The organism is Paenibacillus sp. JZ16, from assembly GCF_015326965.1.
GTDB lineage: Bacteria > Bacillota > Bacilli > Paenibacillales > Paenibacillaceae > Paenibacillus_AQ.
The window spans coordinates 1,744,229-1,763,510 of record NZ_CP017659.1 but is presented as its reverse complement, the minus strand read 5'-3'; the positions used below and the strand labels follow the sequence as shown (position 1 = coordinate 1,763,510).

Genomic DNA, 19,282 nt, shown 5'->3' with positions numbered 1-19,282 from the left:
GCAGCCAAAGGAGGAATGACCTCGTGAGCAAGAAACTGCGCTTTGGAATTATGAGTACTGCTCGGATTGCAAGAAATTCAATGATACCAGGCATATTGAAATCGGAACGCTGTGAGGTCGGGGCGGTTGCTAGCCGCAACGCAGAAAAAGCAAGTGAGCTCGCCGAGCGATATCATATCGGGAAATACTATGGTTCTTATGACGAGCTTCTGGAGGATCCCGACATTGATGCGGTATATATTCCTTTGCCGAATCACCTTCATAAACCTTGGACCATCAAAGCCGCACAGGCCGGCAAGCATATCTTATGCGAGAAACCGGCAGCCCTGACCGAAGCGGATGTCCGAGAAATGGCTGAGGCTGCTAAAGCACACAACGTGCTTTTTGCGGAAGCCTTTATGTACCGATATCATCCGAAACACGCGCGTGTACGCGAAATCATCGAAAGCGGCGAAATCGGGCAGCTTCGCGGGATTCACGGATCGTTCACCTTCAACAATGCGGAGGAGAAAAGCAATGTCCGTTACAGCAAGGATATGGGCGGAGGCTCAATCTATGACGTGGGATGCTATCCCATCTCGGCGGCGCGAATGATTTATGGGCAGGAGCCCAAGGCAGTAACGGCCCATGCTTTTTTCTCTGAGGAGCATGACGGCGTGGACATGATGGTCCACGGGATGGTGGAATTTGAAGATGGATTGGGGCTTACGTTTGAGTGCGGGATGTGGACCTATTCCAAATGCTCTTTAGAGATTGCAGGTACCGATGGCAGGATTGAGCTTCCTTCAGCTTTTGGATGGGAGAGGATGGAGGACATGGCCCAGATCTGCGTTCATACGGCCAAGGGCTCCCGCGAGGAGAAGGTAGGGATTTACAACCACTTTGCACTGCAAGCGGATGCTATGGCAGCGGCCGTAATGGACGGCACGCCGCTGCCCTATGGTCCGGAAGATGCCATCAGCAACATCAGGGCCATTGAAGCATGTCTTCAAGCAGCCAGATCCTCATCGCGAGTGATCATTAAATAAAGAAGTAACTCTGTCATCCGTGAGATCGAATAAATCGCCATGTTGGCGATTTTTTTTTTGCCTATTGCATTCCTCTTCGAAATCGTTAAAATAAACTTAACGATAAAATAATTTTAACATAAATATTATTTTAATGCATTGAAAAAGTTTAATGTTGTTATCCATTTAACGAAGAGGAGAAGGAAACCATGCAAAATGCCGCTGTTTTGGAAAAGCAAGGCTTTGGTCAGCTCTTGAAAATCCGCCCCTATCTGATTTATTTATCTGCCCAGGTCATTACCCGATTCGGGGATTCCCTGGACTCCATCGCTTACAGCTGGATGGTCTACATGCTCACAGGTTCTGAACTATTAATGGGTACATTGTTCGCCTTTAACTTTCTGCCTGGATTGCTGTTCAGTTTGTTTACCGGGACCTATGTAGATCGCTGGCCGAAGAAACTGTTGCTTGCCTTAACCTATCTCAGCCGCGGCATTGTGGTTTCGCTAACGGCCTTTCTGTATGCTGTGGGGTCTCTTGAAGTCTGGCATTTGTTCCTGTTCACGTTTCTAAATTCCACCCTGGAATGTTTCTCCAGACCCGCCGAGACTTCCATCGTCCCGCGGTTGCTTCCCAAGGATAAACTGCTCGCAGGCAATTCCTTCTCAACTTCCGTAAGTCGGAGCGCTGAATTAATCGGTTTATCCATCGCTGGTGCCCTCATCGCTTGGGTCGGAATTTCGGGGACGATCCTGATCGATGCCGTAACGTTTCTCATTGCCGCCACCATTATCGCGTTTATGCCGAATCCGGAGGCAGCCGAACAGGCTGAAGCCAAGGAAGCCTCCGCACGGCCTACGACAGAGATGACGAAAACGGTGTTCGGCGATATTAAAGAGGCTCTTCTTTTTGTGAAGCAGCATACGCTGCTCCTCATAACAACGGTGCTCGCCATGATCAATAATTTCTGTTTGGCACCGCTGAATGTACTGCAGCCGGTCTATGTCAAAGAGACCCTGGGTGCCGGAGCCGGAGGTCTGAGCGTACTGGGAACGGCCCTCCTGATCGGCATGATTTGCAGCGGGCTATGGATTGGACGTTACGGGAAGAGCTTCAAAAAGAGCACCTTGATCATGTCAGGATCTATCCTGCTCGGAATCGGTTATTTTGCGTTAGGGATTCCAGGACATCTGCCGGCATGGCGGGTGGAGTCCGCAGCGGTCTGCATGTTCGTTGCCGGTTTTGCCGTCTCGATGTTGAATGCCCCTATTTCCACGTATCTGATGGAAGTAACGCCGAGGCATATGCTCGGCAGAATAGGTGCCCTTATGACGGTAGCGTGCACGGCTGCCATTCCTGTGGGAAGCTTGATTACTGGATTTGTAGCGGAGTATCACTCCCCTCCCATTCTGTATTCGATCATGGGATTCATCATGATGCTGCCCGTGATATTCCTCATTCGGAAGAAGAGTTTCCGTGCCATTTAAATCCTCAGCGTTTTGTAATTTCGACATTCTCGGCCTATAATGAAAAGAAGTGAAAAATAACATGAAGCTGAGGTGTACGGTGTGGAAACGAAGGAACTGACTACACTGGAAGAGATCAAAATATATTCAGATCCATATCGGCTCCAGATATTGAATGTATTGAATAAGATGGACCGTCCGGCAACGGTAAAGGAAGTCGCAGACAAGATCGGGGATGTGCCGGCTAAAGTTCATTATCATATGAAGAAGCTGGAGCGAATCGGACTGGTCAAGATCGTATCCACGAAAGAGATCAACGGTATTATAGCTAAATATTATGAACCTTTTGTCGGTACGGTAAAGATCAAACGAGGGGCAGATTCCGACGAGCCGGTCATCAAGGAATTAATTCGATCCGAAACGAACAAATTATTATCCGAGTTGTTTGATCAGAATAGAGACCGTTTCTTCAAAAACATGAGTCAAGAGGGCGAAACGACCTCCATGTTGACCAATACCACCTTGTATATGAGCGAAGATGAAGCGCGCGAGTTTTTTGTTGAGCTGGATAAAATGCTGACCCCTTATAAAAAGAAACGCGGGGAAGGTTACGACGAATATGAGTTTTTTGCTTCCAATGTTCGGACTCGTAAAGAATCCTGATCACGGAAAACAAGCTGGTACCTAACGTGCAGGTACCAGCTTTCCCTTCTATTTTGCTGTACCGGTTCATACATTCTTCTTATAATCGTCTTGCCCGGGTTTAATGGACATGCCGGGCGACGTCGATGTTCCGTAATCTTCAACGGCATCCCACGCGCCTGCATCATCAAATTTACCGTCGGCCGCTTGGCGGTTGACGCCAGCTCCGGAAGGGGGCGGTGTCATGACATCCTCTTCTACCGGCCGGTTGTCGTTGATATCTCTCCGCGGCGCATGTTCGAGACAATGGGCCGTATAAGGCAAAGCTTCCAGCCGCTCATACGGAATTTCCAGGCCGCACACGGCACAGGTTCCGTATTCGCCCTGGTCCATTCGCTGCAAGGCAGAATGGATCTGCTCCAATTCATGCTCTAGCGTTCCCTGAATGGCCAGATCACGCTCTCGTTCGAATACCTCAGTCCCTACATCTGCAGGATGGTTATCGGCTGCACTCAGCTCACCTGTAGACTCCCGGAGAGAGTAATCCCTGTTGGTTTCATCGCGGGACTCCAATTGCTCTTCCAATCGTTCTTTATCACTGAGCAACCGCTGTTTAAGGTCGTTGTATTGTTGTTTTGTCATCGTTGTCATAGAAAAGTCGCTCCTCTCTGGGTTGAAGTACGTAATATAGCTCCTTATGTACAATCAATACCCGAAATGGATTGGTAACAATCACATGAACCATGGGAACGGCAGCCTCTCGTTTTTGGAACATTCTCCAAAAAAGCCCCGGAGTGTTTTAATCCCAGTGCTTAATATGATATAAACAAAGATAGAGAGAGAAGGTTAAAAAGTAGGGCTGCACCAATATTTGGAGGTAAATCATTATGGATGAACACATGAAACGCCGATTGGATAAACAGAAAAAGCTATTTCGGCAACTAGGCATTCAACTGGACGCTTTGTCTATCCATGAAAAGAATTTTTCGAATAAACTGCGGGGTTATGATCAGGAGGAAGTGGATTCCTTTCTGGACGAAGTGATTCAAGATTATGAGCGGTTTTATGCCACCATCTCCGATCTTATGGATAAATGGCAGGAGCAGCAGATTACCATTCGCGATCTCAGGGCTGGCGTTAAGCCAGAGGCAGAACGTCCGGCGCTGAACCCGGAAGAGATTGAAGAAACGGTGGCGAAACTGGAAGCCGACCTGCGTACCCTAAAGAAGCAGATCCGCCCTGAACAAAGATTTTATATTGATTGATGTTATACGTTGCGATCGAAATCATTACATAAAAAGCATCTCTACAGCAATAACCACACATGGCCGATCACCGGCTGCGTGTGGTTTTGTTGTTTGGACGCCCGTTTATGAGTAAGGGTGGGGCCGGCAGAGGTCGGCTTGAAACGTCGCTCTCCGTCTTTTTATGTATCGGGACAGGTGTTATAAGCGCCTTCGAATGAGGTTTCATGTTCACGCCGTTGCATTGCAGCGCTTCACTTCCCATGAGCGTATTAGCCCAGATTGGCGCAATGTCCATTTGGTGTGGGCACTCGGTGTTATAGATCAACAGCAAGATCGTTCCAGGGGTTAGCGCAGTTACCCAGTGACACCAACCAATGGGGGCGTGAACCACCTGACCGGGTATTACCTGATATACAAGATTCTGATGAGTGTCCGGATCAATTAGGGAATAACTGATTTCTCCGTGAATGACATAACACAATTCGTCCGTGTCCGGGTGGCAATGGGGAGAGAGACCCTTCCCGCGTTCAAGATGGGTTTCTGACATCATCATGCCTTGCAGAAGGGGCAGCTCCAGTGACGACACATTCGCAACTCCAAGGCCGGCTAAACGCTCTGCCTGTTTCCTGGAATGATAAACATGCCTTGTCAATGCAGTATCCCCGCAAGCGCTCTTAAGGTCATCATATGAGGTACTCTCCTTTTTTTAAGAATGAGAACGAAGGATGTTGTACAAGCGTGTTCCTTTATAATATATGCCCAAACGTTTATAAATCTGACTGCCTACGACTAAAGAATCATTGATGGCTTCAAAACTGGTTTTGCTTGTAAACCATTTTCATAACAATTACTATGAGGATAGGAGCAGACTTAGACTGATAGATGACAAGGGAGGTTAGCCATTTGTCTAACAACCTGAAATTCAACATCCGCAGCAAGATCGTAGTCGGATATTTAATGATATTATTATGTCTTGGAGCTTTTCTCTGGATTGTATCAGACCGCATCTCTTCACTGCAGCAAGAGGCGGATTTTATAGAGAAGCATGATATCGAAGTACATAATCTCACGCACGAAATCGAGAAGAATTTACTTGAAATGGAAACCGGTCAGAGGGGGTATGTCATAACAGGGGATGATACCTATCTGGAGCCTTTCAATCAAGCGCTGTCGTCTTGGCAGATTAACTATAACAAGCTGTACAAGCTTGTTAGCGATAATTCGGAGCAAGCCAATCATCTTGAAAATATTAAGGAGAATATCAAGGAGTGGATTATCAACGCCGGTCAGCCTGCTGTCCAATTGAAGCAGCTTGGTCAGGATGAGGAGGCTCTTCATTTCTTTATTAACGATCCCGGTCAGCAAGCCATGAACTCGATTCATGAGCTGTTCCTCTCGTTTCGAAGCAAGGAGAGAGAACTGACAACCAGCAGGATCGAAGAGATGAAGGAGAGCAATACCCATTTATTGTATACGATGTATCTCCTGTGGGCGGGAGCAGCGCTGATTACCATATGTGCAGCTTTGGTGATATCGAAGAGCATCGTAAGGCCGATCACGCAGGTAACTCATATCATCTCCGATATTGTCAAAGGCGGGAACCTCTCCCAGCGGATTCACGTGCGATCCAATGATGAGGTCCGCCAGTTGGCGGACACAACCAATGAACTTCTTGCACAGGTCGGCAGGCAGAACTGGGCCAAGGATCATATTTCGGTTATGTCGACGCTTCTCCAATCATCCGATCGCGTGGAGACGGCCGTACAGTTTTTCATTCATAAGCTGGCTTTGATCATGAAGCTGCCGTACGGTGCCGTTTTTATAAACCGGGGCGGATCGGAACTGGTAAAGGCAGCTGCTTTTGCTGATCCGGACGGTGAGCCTTGGAATAAGGTCAGAGATCGTTTTTTGCCAGGAGAAGGTTTGGTGGGACAATGCATGCTGGAACAGCGCATGATTATTCTGGACGATATACCACCTAACTATGTGCGAATTGAGTCGGGGCTGGGTGATGCTGAGCCTACCACGCTGCTTCTGGCGCCCGTTATGTTTGAAGGACAAGTTCTGGGTGTGATTGAATTGGCCAAGTTCAAACCGTTTGACGAGCTGGAAATTCAGCTGATCGAACAACTGAATTTTCAGCTTGGGGTAACATTGAACTCGATTCAAAGCAAGATGGAAATCCAGCAATTGTACCATGAATCCCAAACGCTGAATGAGGAGCTTCAGAGTCAGACCGAAGAACTGCAGGCGCAGACCGAGGAGCTGCAAACCCATTCTGCGGAAATGTATATGCTGAACGAACGATTAGGAGCCCAGAAGGAAGCCGCATTAATCGCGGCCAGCGAATTGGAAAAATACGCGAAAGAGCTGGAGAAGAGCTCGAAGTACAAGTCTCAATTTCTGGCCAATATGTCCCATGAACTGCGGACACCGCTGAACAGCATGTTAATTCTTTCCCAGATTTTAGCTGAGAACAAGCAAGGGAACCTGACGGAGGAAGAGCAGCATTACGCTTCTGTCATTCATAATTCAGGCAGTGAATTGCTGAATTTAATCAACGATATTCTCGATCTGTCTAAGGTTGAGGCCGGTAAGATGCAGATCGAAATGGACTTGGTTAATTTGACTGAGCTTCCAGAACTGATGGAAGGCTATTTCTCTAAAAGCGCGGAATCCAAAAATCTGGAATTTGAAATTGAGATGGCCGACGACTTGCCTGACATGATATACAGCGATGGAATGCGGCTTCACCAAATTCTGCGTAATCTGCTCTCGAATGCAATTAAGTTTACGGAGAGCGGCAGCGTTAAACTACGGGTGAAAAAGATGAATTCCATTGTAACCTCGGATTTCGCGATCAGTGGAGACGTCATTGCATTTTCCGTTGAGGATACTGGCATCGGGATTGCTGCAGAGCATCTTCAACCGATCTTCGAAGCGTTCCAGCAAGGCGAAGAGACTACAGCCAGAAGATTCGGGGGGACTGGTCTCGGCTTATCCATATCGCTGCATTTGGCGAAGCTGCTTGGCGGGTATATTACCGTGGAGAGCGAGGAAGGAATCGGGAGCACATTTGTTTTATATTTACCGCTGCTAACGGAATATGGCACCAATGAAAGTTTGTTTATGCTGCCTGAAGTGGCTGCCACCTCAAGCAGCGCCGGTTGGAGTGATCTCCCAATGGAGGCATTCGACATGGAAGTAACCAGCCGATTGGAGCACAAAACCGTATTGATCGTGGATGATGATATCCGGAACGTATACGGTTTGACCAACGTGCTGGAGAAACTCCAGATGACCGTGCATACAGCCCAGAACGGGTTCGAATGCTTGGAGCTGTTATACAAGCATCAAAGCATCGATGCGGTGCTGCTGGATATGGTAATGCCGGAAATGGACGGAGTCGAAACGATGAAGCGGATTCGCGAGAACCCGGAATGGGAGGAACTCCCCATCATCGTGATGAGCTCCAACACAATGAGGGATACGGATCAGTTTATAGCAGACGGCGCGAATGGATATCTGCACAAGCCCATTCATATCCAAGAAGTGATCCATGCGTTACAACAATGGATTGGGGCTTGAGGAGATTTTTTTACCCGTTGCGGCAGCTTAGCATATTGTCGTAATGTCGTATGTTGACGAATGCAAGCCAATTGTTTTATGATGGATTCATAGCAGGAACATATGACGGCGTGTTACCTTAACAGGGCATGAGCCAAGAAGAGACAGCTTTCACATGGGGTCTTTTCTTGGCTTTTTTAATGTTTGGGGAAAATCGGTAAGCAGCAATTCTTCGTATATGAATCCTTCGCCGTTTCTCTGATTAAACTTAAAGGAAAGGGGGAAGTTAATGAGCGGGATCGAGTTGTTTACAGTCGTACGTGTTATTGGTAACAATGTCGTGATGGTCACAGGCGGTAAGAAAGAATCGGAATACGTCATCCTGGGCAAAGGGATTGGCTTTGGCGCCAAAGCAGGCGGAACGATCGCTTCGGACGATAAGCGGATTGAGAAGCTCTTCAGGCTTGAGGATCGGGAGCAGTGGAGTCAAGCTCACCATCTGCTGGAAGAATTTGATCCACTGGTGATGGAGATCACGGATCAGATACTCAATCTCATTGGACAAGAATTTCCGGGCACATTAAATGATAAGGTGTATCTGGCGCTTCCAAGCCATATCCAGTTTACGATATACAGAATCCGCAAAGGCATGGATATTATTAATCCTTTCCTTGAAGAGACCCGGATCAGCTTCCCAAAAGAATATGATATCGCAGCCAAAGCAGCGGAATTGATCGGCCAGACCTTCGATATCGAAGTTCCGGAGGATGAGATCGGCTTCTTGACCTATCATGTGTATTCCGCCGTCAGCCATGTGCCCGTAGGCCATCTGGTGAAGGCATCGAATGTGGTGGGAAACCTGGTAAGGTATATTGAGGAGGATCGGCAGGTCGCTTTTGACCGGGGAAGCATGGATTATGTCCGTCTTCTGATGCATTTGAGGTTCTCGGTAGACCGGATGCTGAATCAAGACATCCAAGTGGATAATCCGTTCGCGGACCAGATCCGCTCCAAGTTCACGAATGAATATGGTCTGGCTACACGTCTCGCAGGCATGATGGAGAAAGAACTCGGCAAGAAAGTACCTGAAGCGGAGGTCTGCTTTCTAGCGATGCATCTATATCGGCTCTTCACAGGCCGGCTACAACAAAAGAATCAACCCAGGGAGGAATCTTAACATGTTTGATCGTTGGAAAAAGAAAAAAACTGCTACTGCTATTCAACTCACAGCACCATTGTCGGGTAAAGCCGTGCCTTTATCGCAAGTGCCGGATGAGGCATTTGCTGCTGGTCATATGGGCAAAGGCATAGCCATCGAGCCTTCCGAGGGCAAATTAATTGCGCCTTTTGACGGGACGGTTGCGCATGTCATCAAATCCAAGCACGCCGTGATGCTGGAGGATCCGGCGACCGGTCTGCAGTATTTGTTCCATATCGGGATTAATACAGTCGGTTTGAAAGGCGAAGGTTTCACAAGCCATGTTCAAGCAGGCGATCAGGTGAAGTCGGGTCAGACGCTCATCGAATTCGACATGGCCGCAATCCAAGCCGCAGGGTATCCGACGATTACCCCGATCATCGTGACCAATGCGGATGAGGTGGCTTCCAAGGTTGACGGTCAGACCGGCAGTGTCGTGATCGGCCAGGATCCTGTCATGACCATTGAATTGAAATAATTCAATTCTATAGGCGAATGATTTAAATATTGGTTATTGACAAAACAGGAAGTCGTGAATTAAGATAACAACATCAAATGAATACGTTTTAAGGCGTGTTACCATAAACATGGGCATGAGCCAAGAAGAATCAGACTATAACTTTTATAGTCACCGTTCTTCTTGGCTTTTTTTGTTGGATTGTAATCATGATGGCATCCATGCCGCCTTAAAATGATGAATATATGTACGACCAAGGAGGAGGATTTTCTAAGTCTTTTTGTTCCTTGAATGGAAGGGAATAAATGGTTATTCATTCGACGCATTATGTAAACGGTTTCAGTAAAAAGCTAAATTATTGAAGTTGAAAGGATGATTGACATGCTGGCTAAATTGCAAAAGCTGGGTAAGTCCCTTATGCTGCCGGTGGCCACCTTGCCTGCTGCAGGGATCTTGCAGGGGCTTGGAATGATCGACTATCAAAAAGATATACCTTTGGGTGCCCTAGGCGCTTTTCTAAATCAATATGTAACTCCGTTCATGACCTCTGGTGCCCTTGCGATTCTGGATAATCTGCCGTTTATCTTTGCGATCGGCGTTGCAATCGGGTTCGCCGGAGACGCCGTTGCGGCTCTATCTGCTCTTATTGGGTACATGGTGCTCACAAGAGTGCTGGAACAAGTACCGCTGCAAATGCCGTTTATACCAGATGACGTGAAGCTGAACATGGGCGTTCTTGGCGGTCTCTTTGTCGGTATGTGGTCCGCATACCTGTATAATAAATTCCACAAGATCAAAATGCCGGATTGGCTGGGCTTCTTTGCGGGTAAACGCTTCGTTCCGATTATCACAGCAGCTTCCACCATGGTGCTTGCGGTTCTGATCGGTATGATTTGGAGCCCAATTCAGGATGGTATTTCCGTCTTCGGCAACTGGGTTGTCGGCCTTGGAGGCATTGGATCGTTCATTTTCGGTACGGCCAACCGCTTGCTGATCCCTCTGGGTCTTCACCACGTATTAAACTCCATCGCATGGTTTCAGATCGGCGATTACACGAATGCCGCGGGCGAAGTCGTACACGGTGACCTATGGCGTTTCTTTGCTGGAGACCCGACGGCTGGTATGTTCATGTCCGGTTTCTTCCCGATCATGATGTTTGCGATGCCGGCTGCGGCGCTGGCCTTTATGCATACCGCCAAGCCGTCCAAACGCAAGCTCGTCGGCTCTATCTTTATCGGTTCGGCAGTGGCATCGTTCCTGACGGGAATCACCGAACCGCTTGAATTCGCGTTTATGTTCATTGCACCTGTATTGTATGTGGTGCATGCGATTTTAACAGGGCTTTCCGGATTGATCATGTATGTCCTGGATGTGCATTTGGGCTTCTCGTTCTCGGCGGGCCTGATCGACTACCTGGTGAATCTGAAGCTGTCAACCAATGCTTGGCTGCTTCTCCCGGTTGGTTTGGCTTTCGGTGTCGTTTACTATCTGCTGTTCAGAATCCTCATCGTCAAGCTGAACTTGAAAACGCCAGGACGCGAGGAAGACGACGACGTGGATACGATTTCTGACGATGCTGATACAGATGCCCCGTCCCCATCCGGCGCAGCATCCAATGAGTCCAAGGCGGCCAAGGTTCTGCAAAACATCGGCGGAGAAGATAACATCGTCAGCGTCGATGCTTGTATCACACGCCTTCGTCTGGTTGTTAAGGACGAGAAGGCCGTGAAGGATTCGGAGCTCAAAAAGTTAGGAGCATCCGGTGTCATGCGTCTGGGTCAAGGTGCGGTTCAGATCGTATTCGGACCGCAGGCGGAATCCATTAAGGACGACATCAAGGAAATTATGAAGAAATAAAGAAACAACAAGAAGAAGCAGGCCGATAAAGGTCTGCTTCTTTTTGTTGTTTTCACACTTCAGGTATATGCAGCAGTTCATACACCCGCGTTCATCGGTTCAAGCTTTTGCGCTGTCCCCAATATCGGATATTGACGTCAACTTCAAGCTCAAGAGGCGTTTCATCATTAATTTCCTTTTTCTGATCCACTAGTTTCTTCCAGAGCTTCGGATCCGTTCGGTACAATTGGAGACATAACTCGTACGGATCCGCTTGTATCAATGCTGCTTTATGGAAGGTATTATACATTTCTTTTCGCAGGGTCTCTTCTGTTAAGCGCTTCATTTCATTAATTCCAACCTTCTTGTATATTGTCTGTACCGTCCCGGTTACGTTAAGCTTGATTCGATATGAAGCATTGTTGGGTTTGCGGATAACTTCAATCGAAGAGTGCGGGTTCTCCAGTCTTATACTCCCGATGGCTTCGCCATCCGCCTTAACGATGACGGCAGCGTGAGTATTAGCCGATGCTAACCAGCGGGTCCCCAGCAGATCGGAACGTTTGAGCCAGCCCATCAATTCCTTGTTCTTGATCAGAAATCCGCCGTTGACTTCCAGAATCGGATGCTGCTTCAGATTTTCCGACCAGTTCTGTGTTGAAATATGAAGGGAAGGCAGTATAACGGTGGCGGCTTTTTCCCGGTAGAGACGAATAAAGTTCACGAATTGAATCGGACGAATAAACGAGAATTGGACATAGCTTTCCCTGGGTTCATGAAGGAGCGAATGCAGGGGGGAGAGCTGAAAGAACGGAGACACCGTAAAGAGATCCTCCATTTTATCCTTGGTGCCGTAAAGCCATTTCGTATACCGGATTTCCTGCGAACGGTTGGTCAGGTCGAACACTTGGGACAACTGCTTAGGTTGTAATACGGATTCCGTAAGAACCAAGGCCGTGACATGGCCCCAAGAGACCCGCTGCTGACTCGATGTATACAAATCAATAAGGGCCTCAGTCAATGTAGTGCCGGTTCCTCGGCCGACCCAAATGGGCGCTTTTTCAGTTGGCTTGCTGCTTTCTTGCTTGGCAATCGTGGCAAAGTCGAGCATCTGCACATAGATGATATACTTATTGTCCTTATAATCGATACCCAAAGCGGTGATATAGTTGATATCCTGTACTTCTTTGTTGTCCCAGCAGCCGGAGAGCAGCAAAGACAGCATACTCAGGAGCATCAATACCCGTTTCATAGCGCGCCACCCTTTTTTCGCTTACCCGGAAATCGCATGAGGTTTCCAATGATTTTGGAAATGGAGAACGGGGAGAAGGGGGCAAGGTACGGCTGTCCGAAGGGATTATGGTTGGCTGCATACTGAACGATTAAGAAGAGCGAAATGAAGAAGCCGAATAACCCGAACATCGAGGAAAGGGTTAGGACAAAAAAGCGAAGGATCGTCTGCGTGACAACAAAATCCTGGTTGGAGTGGGTGGAGCCCGCAACGAAGGATAGTGCACCAATCACCGTCATCGTCGGGGAAAAGAAACCGCCCCGAATGGCGGCGTCGCCGATAATGATACCGGATACAACCGTAATGGTTGACGCGATGGGAGACGGCATCTGCATGCCGGCTTCTCGCAGCAGGCTGAGCAGAAACAGGATGATAAGCATCTCAAACCCTGTTGGAATAGGAAGCCCGAGCCTGGTGTTTGCCACGGTTGCCAGCAGCGGAAAGGGGATTTGATCCTGATGAAAGGACAACAGCGTTATATAGAATCCTGGAAGGAAAATGGAGATTATGAATCCAACCATTCTCAGAATTCTCCAGGGCATGACGAAATAAAACGGCATTTGCGGATCCTCTGCAGCAAACAGGAGCTGCATGAAGCTGGCAGGCGTTATCAATAGCACGGGGCTTCCCTGCATAATGATGATTAATCGGCCGCGAGTTAAAGAGTCGTAAGCTAGATCCGTTCTCCCCGTATAATCGAACATCGGGAGCACCGTGAAGCGATATGGCGATAAATGCTCGGCAAGCTCGCCGATGCCCACGGGAGGGTCCCCGGAGAAATCATTGAGTTTATCTACGACTGCCTTGACAGTATCCGGTATCACCTTGTCCTTTAAATACATGATGCCCACAGAGGTTTTACTCTTATCGCCCAGCTTAAAGGAGGAATAGACAAGGCCGGGAGATTTCAGCCGTTTGCGAATAAGCGATACATTGATATCCAGATCCTCGACAAAACCGTCACGAGGTCCTTTGACAGAGGTTTCTGTAGTACTTTCTTCAGGTGCACGTCCAATACTCTTGCTTGCGCTGTAAGAATAGAGCATGTTGTCCTTTGGAAAATACAACGCAACATAACCAGAGTAAACAATGTCATCGACCGACTCCAAGTTGGACTCGTATGTGTCAAGGGTAAGATGATATTCCAGATGTTTTGGATCGAACGGGTGTCTTTGGGAGACCGATATATTCCATTCTTTACTGATAACAGGCAGCAGAATCTTCGTCATTAGTTGTGAATCGCACATTAACGGGCTGTAAACCAGGATCGCCCACGGCAGTGAATCGGCTTCCACACCCGGATAAGACGTAATGTAGACGTCATCGGAATCGGTATAGCGTTCTCGAAGTTGTTGCTCTGTCAAGGTCATGATTGAGGTTCTCCTTTCGCTGTAGTGGATTTCTGATGTTGCTGTTGTTGCTCGGGCTTGCGGATCAGGAAGAACAGCAGCAGGCTTAAGATGGTAATATAGATGGCGGACACGGGCAAAAAATAGTCGGCCATTGCATAATACATTTTGAGATTGCTGATCGGGGAGGCGCACAAAATAATGAGCAGCGTGGAAACGGCTAATATGCCGACACTTTGTTTGGACTTGGGAAGCAGGGTTTCGCAGAGCAAAAAAATCGAAACCGATATCGAAATGTAAGCACCGCTAAGCCACTGAAAAATGGATAAAAAATCGACATGCTCCACGAATTTGCCTAACTTAACGAGACGCCACTGTTCATAGGCAGGATACCGCTGAAGCTTCATTTCTTCCGGTCCAAATTCGGCAAGGCCTCCGACGGTGGGTCCGAACGTCAGGAATATGAGGACGGCATGAATGAGTAGGATCGTAAGAAAACTAGGCTTTTTCTGAAGATGGGGGCGCAAGAATAATATCAATATAAACTGGGATAGCCCTCCGAACATAACGGGGATCCCGCTTATCACCGGCAGGAAGCCGTCCTCCAGCACGGGCAGCAGATAGTTATAGTTTTTTACTTTAACGTTGGATAAGGATACGAAGATCCCCAGCAATACAACAAAAGGAAGCAATATGCCGGCGGATACGCCGATGGTCTTTATGCCGTGATTCATAGTGACAAGACATAACACCATGAGTATCAATGCCGTTGCAATGACGGGAGTTTGGATCATATAGGAGGACTTTGTCCAATCGATAACTTCCTTCAAGGTATAGAAGGCAAAGGCGAAAAAATACAAACCTGACATACTCATCACCAGCAAGCGGAACCCTCTGCCGCTGCTTTCGTCTAACGCCTGCATAATGGAACGATTGCCGATCTTATTGATGATCCCATAAATAAGCAGAACCCAGGGCAAGAATAATACGGCGGACACCATAATGGTGATCCAGGCATCCCGTCCGGATTTCTCCAGAAGCACAGGTATGATCATGACATGATTGGTCAAGCCGGCTGTAAGCATCATAATCATAAACGCCTGATTCGTTGGAATACCGCGAGCTCCTGACATGTGTGATCCCCCAATTCAGCTTTCTTCCCGTTTATGGTTCACGGAGAACAACCAAAATATGCGAGAGAACCCAGCAAGAGGTTAGGACATAGCCTTCTGTTTTTCCAAAAAGGTATTTTTAGGTCAGCCGCCCTTTACATAAAGCACGGACGTTCCCTTCATAATAAGGAAAGTTTTGAACGAACCCATAACAATATTCTGGAGGATTGAACCGTGAACAAAGGGGCGAAGACGGAGGCAGGGAACTTGAAATGGTGGCAGCTATCGCTGCTCGGGGTTGCATCAACAATCGGCACAGGGTATTTTCTCGGATCTGCATTAGGTATCCGGCTGGGAGGACCGGCTTTTCTTCTATCGATAATACTGGCGGCGACAGCCACCTTCTTCGTATTCGATGTGCTGTCGCGGATGACGGCCGAGGACCCGCAGAAAGGCTCGTTCCGAACCTATGCCAAAAAAGCCTACGGCCGATGGGCAGGCTTCTCAACAGGGTGGATGTACTGGTGCTCCGAAGTGTTGATCATGGGGAGCCAGATGACGGCCCTTGCGATTTTCTCGCGTTTTTGGTTTCCTGGCGTTCCGATGTGGATATTTGCGTCAGGTTATGCCGTATTGGGATTGTTTGTCATATGGATCGGGAACAAAGGCTTCGACCGGCTGGAGAATGTATTGGCTGTGATTAAGGTCGCCGCGATAGTCATGTTTCTCGTCATTGCAGCCGCCGCATTGATGGGGTGGTTAAAAGGAGGATCGAAGCTGCACGTTCCTGGCAGCATGAACGCAGTTTTTCCAGCAGGCGGCATGGGCATGTGGTCGTCCTTGATTTTTGCGTTTTATGCCTTTGGCGGAATTGAAGTCATGGGGGTCATGGCGATTCGCTTGAAGAATCCGAAGGAAGCACCCAAAGCGGGTAGAGTGATGATACTGCTGCTATCCATCGTATACGTTCTTTCTATCGGCATGGCGGTGGTCATGGTAGCCTGGAATCAATTCTCCACGACGAAAAGTCCCTTTGTTGTCGCGCTAAGCTCTTACCAGCTTCCTTTTATTCCGCATATCTTTAATGCTGTATTGATTATAGCCGGTTTCTCGACCATGGTTGCCTCGCTGTATGCAGTGACCACGATGCTCGTTACGTTATCCGAAGATAAGGACGCTCCCAAGCTTTTTTCCAGGAAAAAGTTTAAGCGGGATACGCCCATATATGCACTTTCCCTTACAGCTATCGGATTGATTGTATCCATTGTGTTGTCTTTGCTCATGCCAGGCAAGATTTATGAATATTTAACGACCGGTGCAGGACTTATGCTGCTGTATAATTGGTTCTTCATCCTCATATCCGCGGGCCGGCTCATAGAGCTTACGGTTTGGGGCAAAATCAAAAGGTATATCGGGATGCTTTTGATTGCGGCTGCCGTCAGTGGAACCGCACTGCATCCCACGAGCCGCCCGGGGCTCTGGATCAGTCTCGGATTTATCCTGGTAATCGGCCTGGTCGTGCTATTCATGCGCTCCGTGTGGAAGAAATCCGGGCAAGGCCGCGCGAGAGAGGCGGACAAGCCCAAGTTCCGTCCTAAGCCGGCCCGTTAGAATATGAGCGGATATAGCAGGGCAAGAGCCCGAATTCCAAAATAAACGCCGAAGATAATCAACGAGAATCCGGAAAGAATGGAGACCAGGGAGAGGGCTCTATTGCTCAGATATCGGCGGAATACACTGCCGAGGGCAGCCATAAACAAGTCCCATATCACGACTCCTGCGATCACGGCCACGCTGTAAAGAAACAGATTTCCGGATCCCTCGTCCGCCGCAGTTTTGACGAGAATGGAGCCGTAGATACCGAGCCAGAATAGGATTGTCATCGGATTGGATACGGACATGAGAAACCCGGAGAGCATACTTCTCCATAATGAATCCTCATTACTTTCTTGGCTGATCGTCACTTTATTGGCATTTAGGATGCTTTCCAGCCCGGAATAGATAAGTACAAAGGCACCGAACAGCCACAGGAAGGTCTGCATGAAAGGCGTATTCAGAAAGTGAACAACGCCCAGGTACACAAGGATCATATAAAGGATGTCCGCCAGGACCGCACCGATGCCGAATAACCATGCATGCCAAAAACCTTTCTTGATCCCTTTGTCGAGCTGCGCTGCATTGACCGGGCCTACGGGGGCTGATAGAGAAAGTCCCAGAATCATGTAGCTAATAAAAATACTCATTGACTTCCACCTCTCGTCATGAACATGGATAAGTAAGAAAGCTTGTACTCTCATGCTCATACATTGTATTCAGCACGTGGACAAACTAAAACTTAGAATTGGAATTTTTTTCTGTCAGGTAACCGACTAACCAACCGCGCAGCTCACTCTGCGCGGTTTTGTTTGGATTCGATTATTTGGTAGGATATAGATTGGTATTAGAAAGCAGATTTCTCAGCATTTCATATCATGAAGAAGGGGGCCATCAAGATGAGTCATCCATTTCGGATTACGGTATTGTCAGACACCCATATGCCAAGAAAAGCGAAAGAGCTCCCAGCCTCGCTGCTTGAAGATATAAGGCATTCGGATCTTATCCTTCATGCCGGTGACTGGTCCAATTGGGAGCTCTATGAACAGCTTAGTCAATATGCCACGGTGGAAGGCGTAGCCGGAAATGTGGACGATGAGCGGATCATCGAACGTTTAGGTTACAAGAAGCTGGTCGAAATCGAAGGGAAACGCATCGGTATGGTGCATGGGCACGGACAAGGAGGAACAACGCCCTCCCGCGCAAGGAGGGCTTTTGCGGACACGGAGGTGGATTGTATCTTGTTCGGTCACTCCCATATCCCGTTTAAAGAACATGTGCAAGGGGTGCTGCTCTTCAATCCCGGTTCCGCCACGGATAAAAGGCGGCAGCCCCGGTACTCCTATGGAAGGATGCTCATCGAGAACGGAATACTGGAGGCGCATCATGTTTTTTACGATCAGAAGTAAGCGTATATGAAGGCATTGGCAAAATCAGTAAGGGGTTGCCTGCTTTTGAAATATCCCGCTTGAGGTTAATTAATAGAAGTCCCCGATATGGTAAATCATGTGGATGAGAGGATTGTTATGTTAAAGGAAGAAAAGCATGAGCGTGTAATTCAGGTGGGCCTGTCCGGATGGGGAGATCATGACAAGCTGTATGATGAAGGGGCGAGGCCTTCGGACAGGCTGGAAATGTACAGCCGGCATTTTCCCCTCGTGGAGATGGACAATTCGTTCTATGCCATACCGTCACCGGAACAAATGAATAAGTGGGCAGCTGCCGTACCAGACCACTTTGGTTTTATTGTAAAAGCCTATCAAGGCATGACAGGTCATGCACGCGGCCAGGGCAAGGACAGATATCCTAGCGTCAAATCGATGTTTGATCATTTGCTCACGTCAGTTGAGGAATTGCGGGCTGCGGACAAATTAAGGACCGTTCTGTTTCAATACCCGCCCTGGTTCGGGTGCGAACGCAAACACGTGGACATTCTGAAGCGTACGCGGGAGTGGATGAAGGATGTACCCGTAGCCCTGGAATTTCGGCATCAGAGCTGGTATGCGCCGGAGTTTCGGGAGAAGACGCTTGAGTTTATGCGAAGCGAGGGCTGGATTCACAGCATAGCCGACGAGCCGCAAGCAGGCATAGGATCCGTACCGGTCGTGCTTGAGACAACCAGTACGGAGGCTGTGATGGTCCGGATGCATGGACGTAACGCCGAAGGGTGGCACTCCAGCGGTCAGCCCAATTGGCGCGAGGTGCGATATTTATACCGTTACAGCTTAGAGGAATTGGAGCAGTGGAAGGTATGGATCGAGCAATTGCTTGAGAAGTCGAAGCAGTGCTGGATTATATTCAATAACAATTCGGGAGGCGATGCTTCCGATAACGCCAAACAGCTTCTCCAGCTGATGGGGATGGATACCGGTCCTGAACCTCTGCGGCAGATGGACTGGCTGGAAGTGGATATTTTTTCAGATTAATGACTTTAATTCGAACCCTATACAGAGAATTGGGTGGTTCGTGGACAAATCGTCAATAAATTGACGCAAATTCATCTGTTTCTGAGATCAT

The 19,282-nt window shown here is 48.2% G+C and carries 17 protein-coding genes; 11 read left to right on the top strand and 6 right to left on the bottom strand.

The features are described 5' to 3' along the window. Positions 1–23 precede the first annotated feature (23 nt). The 3 genes from BJP58_RS07820 (at position 24) to BJP58_RS07810 (ending at position 3,136) form a co-directional block, all read left to right on the top strand. On the top strand, positions 24–1,028 hold the full coding sequence (locus BJP58_RS07820; RefSeq protein ID WP_194543490.1) for a Gfo/Idh/MocA family protein: 1,005 nt from the start codon (positions 24–26) through the stop codon (positions 1,026–1,028). A gap of 188 nt (positions 1,029–1,216) precedes the next feature. Beyond that, positions 1,217–2,494, top strand: a complete 1,278-nt coding sequence (locus BJP58_RS07815) for an MFS transporter (RefSeq protein WP_194543489.1) — start codon at positions 1,217–1,219, stop codon at positions 2,492–2,494. Between the two features lie 81 nt (positions 2,495–2,575). Next, positions 2,576–3,136, top strand: coding sequence for a winged helix-turn-helix domain-containing protein (locus BJP58_RS07810; RefSeq protein WP_071220217.1), 561 nt, complete (start codon positions 2,576–2,578; stop codon positions 3,134–3,136). Positions 3,137–3,202: 66 nt separating this feature from the next. On the opposite strand, the gene BJP58_RS07805 is transcribed toward BJP58_RS07810, so the two are convergent. Beyond that, positions 3,203–3,766, bottom strand: coding sequence for a TraR/DksA C4-type zinc finger protein (locus tag BJP58_RS07805; RefSeq protein ID WP_194543488.1), 564 nt, complete (start codon positions 3,764–3,766; stop codon positions 3,203–3,205). A 236-nt stretch (positions 3,767–4,002) separates the two neighbouring features. Between BJP58_RS07805 and BJP58_RS07800 the strand changes: the two genes are divergently transcribed. After that, complete coding sequence (locus tag BJP58_RS07800; RefSeq protein WP_071220219.1) at positions 4,003–4,380, top strand: DivIVA domain-containing protein; 378 nt, start codon at positions 4,003–4,005, stop codon at positions 4,378–4,380. Positions 4,381–4,447: 67 nt separating this feature from the next. Here the strand turns inward: BJP58_RS07800 and BJP58_RS07795 are convergent, their stop codons facing one another. After that, positions 4,448–5,014 carry a cupin domain-containing protein gene (locus tag BJP58_RS07795; protein WP_233355002.1) on the bottom strand — a complete coding sequence of 189 codons (567 nt, stop codon included), beginning with the start codon at positions 5,012–5,014 and terminating at the stop codon, positions 4,448–4,450. Between the two features lie 251 nt (positions 5,015–5,265). Between BJP58_RS07795 and BJP58_RS07790 the strand changes: the two genes are divergently transcribed. The 4 genes from BJP58_RS07790 (at position 5,266) to nagE (ending at position 11,441) form a co-directional block, all read left to right on the top strand. Beyond that, complete coding sequence (locus BJP58_RS07790) at positions 5,266–7,950, top strand: CHASE3 domain-containing protein (RefSeq protein WP_194543487.1); 2,685 nt, start codon at positions 5,266–5,268, stop codon at positions 7,948–7,950. A 268-nt stretch (positions 7,951–8,218) separates the two neighbouring features. Next, on the top strand, positions 8,219–9,106 hold the full coding sequence (locus tag BJP58_RS07785) for a BglG family transcription antiterminator (protein WP_194543486.1): 888 nt from the start codon (positions 8,219–8,221) through the stop codon (positions 9,104–9,106). Position 9,107: 1 nt separating this feature from the next. Beyond that, positions 9,108–9,605, top strand: coding sequence for a PTS sugar transporter subunit IIA (locus BJP58_RS07780; RefSeq protein ID WP_071220222.1), 498 nt, complete (start codon positions 9,108–9,110; stop codon positions 9,603–9,605). Between the two features lie 360 nt (positions 9,606–9,965). Next, complete coding sequence (gene nagE / locus BJP58_RS07775; RefSeq protein WP_194543485.1) at positions 9,966–11,441, top strand: N-acetylglucosamine-specific PTS transporter subunit IIBC; 1,476 nt, start codon at positions 9,966–9,968, stop codon at positions 11,439–11,441. A 91-nt stretch (positions 11,442–11,532) separates the two neighbouring features. On the opposite strand, the gene BJP58_RS07770 is transcribed toward nagE, so the two are convergent. From BJP58_RS07770 to BJP58_RS07760, 3 genes are read right to left on the bottom strand one after another with little or no spacing between them, the layout of a single operon-like run. Then, positions 11,533–12,672: a Ger(x)C family spore germination protein gene (locus BJP58_RS07770; RefSeq protein WP_194543484.1), complete on the bottom strand. Its 1,140-nt coding sequence runs from the start codon at positions 12,670–12,672 to the stop codon at positions 11,533–11,535. Next, the gene (locus BJP58_RS07765) at positions 12,669–14,081 is read right to left on the bottom strand and encodes a spore germination protein (RefSeq protein ID WP_194543483.1); all 1,413 of its coding nucleotides are present in this window, start codon (positions 14,079–14,081) and stop codon (positions 12,669–12,671) included. The genes BJP58_RS07770 and BJP58_RS07765 overlap by 4 nt, the downstream gene beginning before the upstream one ends. Then, positions 14,078–15,193 carry a GerAB/ArcD/ProY family transporter gene (locus BJP58_RS07760; protein WP_194543482.1) on the bottom strand — a complete coding sequence of 372 codons (1,116 nt, stop codon included), beginning with the start codon at positions 15,191–15,193 and terminating at the stop codon, positions 14,078–14,080. The genes BJP58_RS07765 and BJP58_RS07760 overlap by 4 nt, the downstream gene beginning before the upstream one ends. 213 nt (positions 15,194–15,406) lie before the next feature. On the opposite strand from BJP58_RS07760, the gene BJP58_RS07755 reads away from it, so the two are divergent. Next, positions 15,407–16,783, top strand: coding sequence for an amino acid permease (locus BJP58_RS07755; RefSeq protein ID WP_194543481.1), 1,377 nt, complete (start codon positions 15,407–15,409; stop codon positions 16,781–16,783). On the opposite strand, the gene BJP58_RS07750 is transcribed toward BJP58_RS07755, so the two are convergent. Then, a complete protein-coding gene (locus BJP58_RS07750; RefSeq protein WP_194543480.1) occupies positions 16,780–17,415 on the bottom strand; it encodes a LysE family transporter in 636 nt (211 codons plus the stop codon). The two genes, BJP58_RS07755 and BJP58_RS07750, sit on opposite strands and share 4 nt — an antisense overlap. A 249-nt stretch (positions 17,416–17,664) precedes the next feature. Between BJP58_RS07750 and BJP58_RS07745 the strand changes: the two genes are divergently transcribed. Both BJP58_RS07745 and BJP58_RS07740 read left to right on the top strand, forming a co-directional pair. After that, positions 17,665–18,174, top strand: a complete 510-nt coding sequence (locus BJP58_RS07745) for a metallophosphoesterase family protein (RefSeq protein WP_194543479.1) — start codon at positions 17,665–17,667, stop codon at positions 18,172–18,174. 117 nt (positions 18,175–18,291) lie between these two features. Continuing rightward, positions 18,292–19,191 carry a DUF72 domain-containing protein gene (locus tag BJP58_RS07740; protein WP_233355001.1) on the top strand — a complete coding sequence of 300 codons (900 nt, stop codon included), beginning with the start codon at positions 18,292–18,294 and terminating at the stop codon, positions 19,189–19,191. Positions 19,192–19,282: the final 91 nt, after the last annotated feature.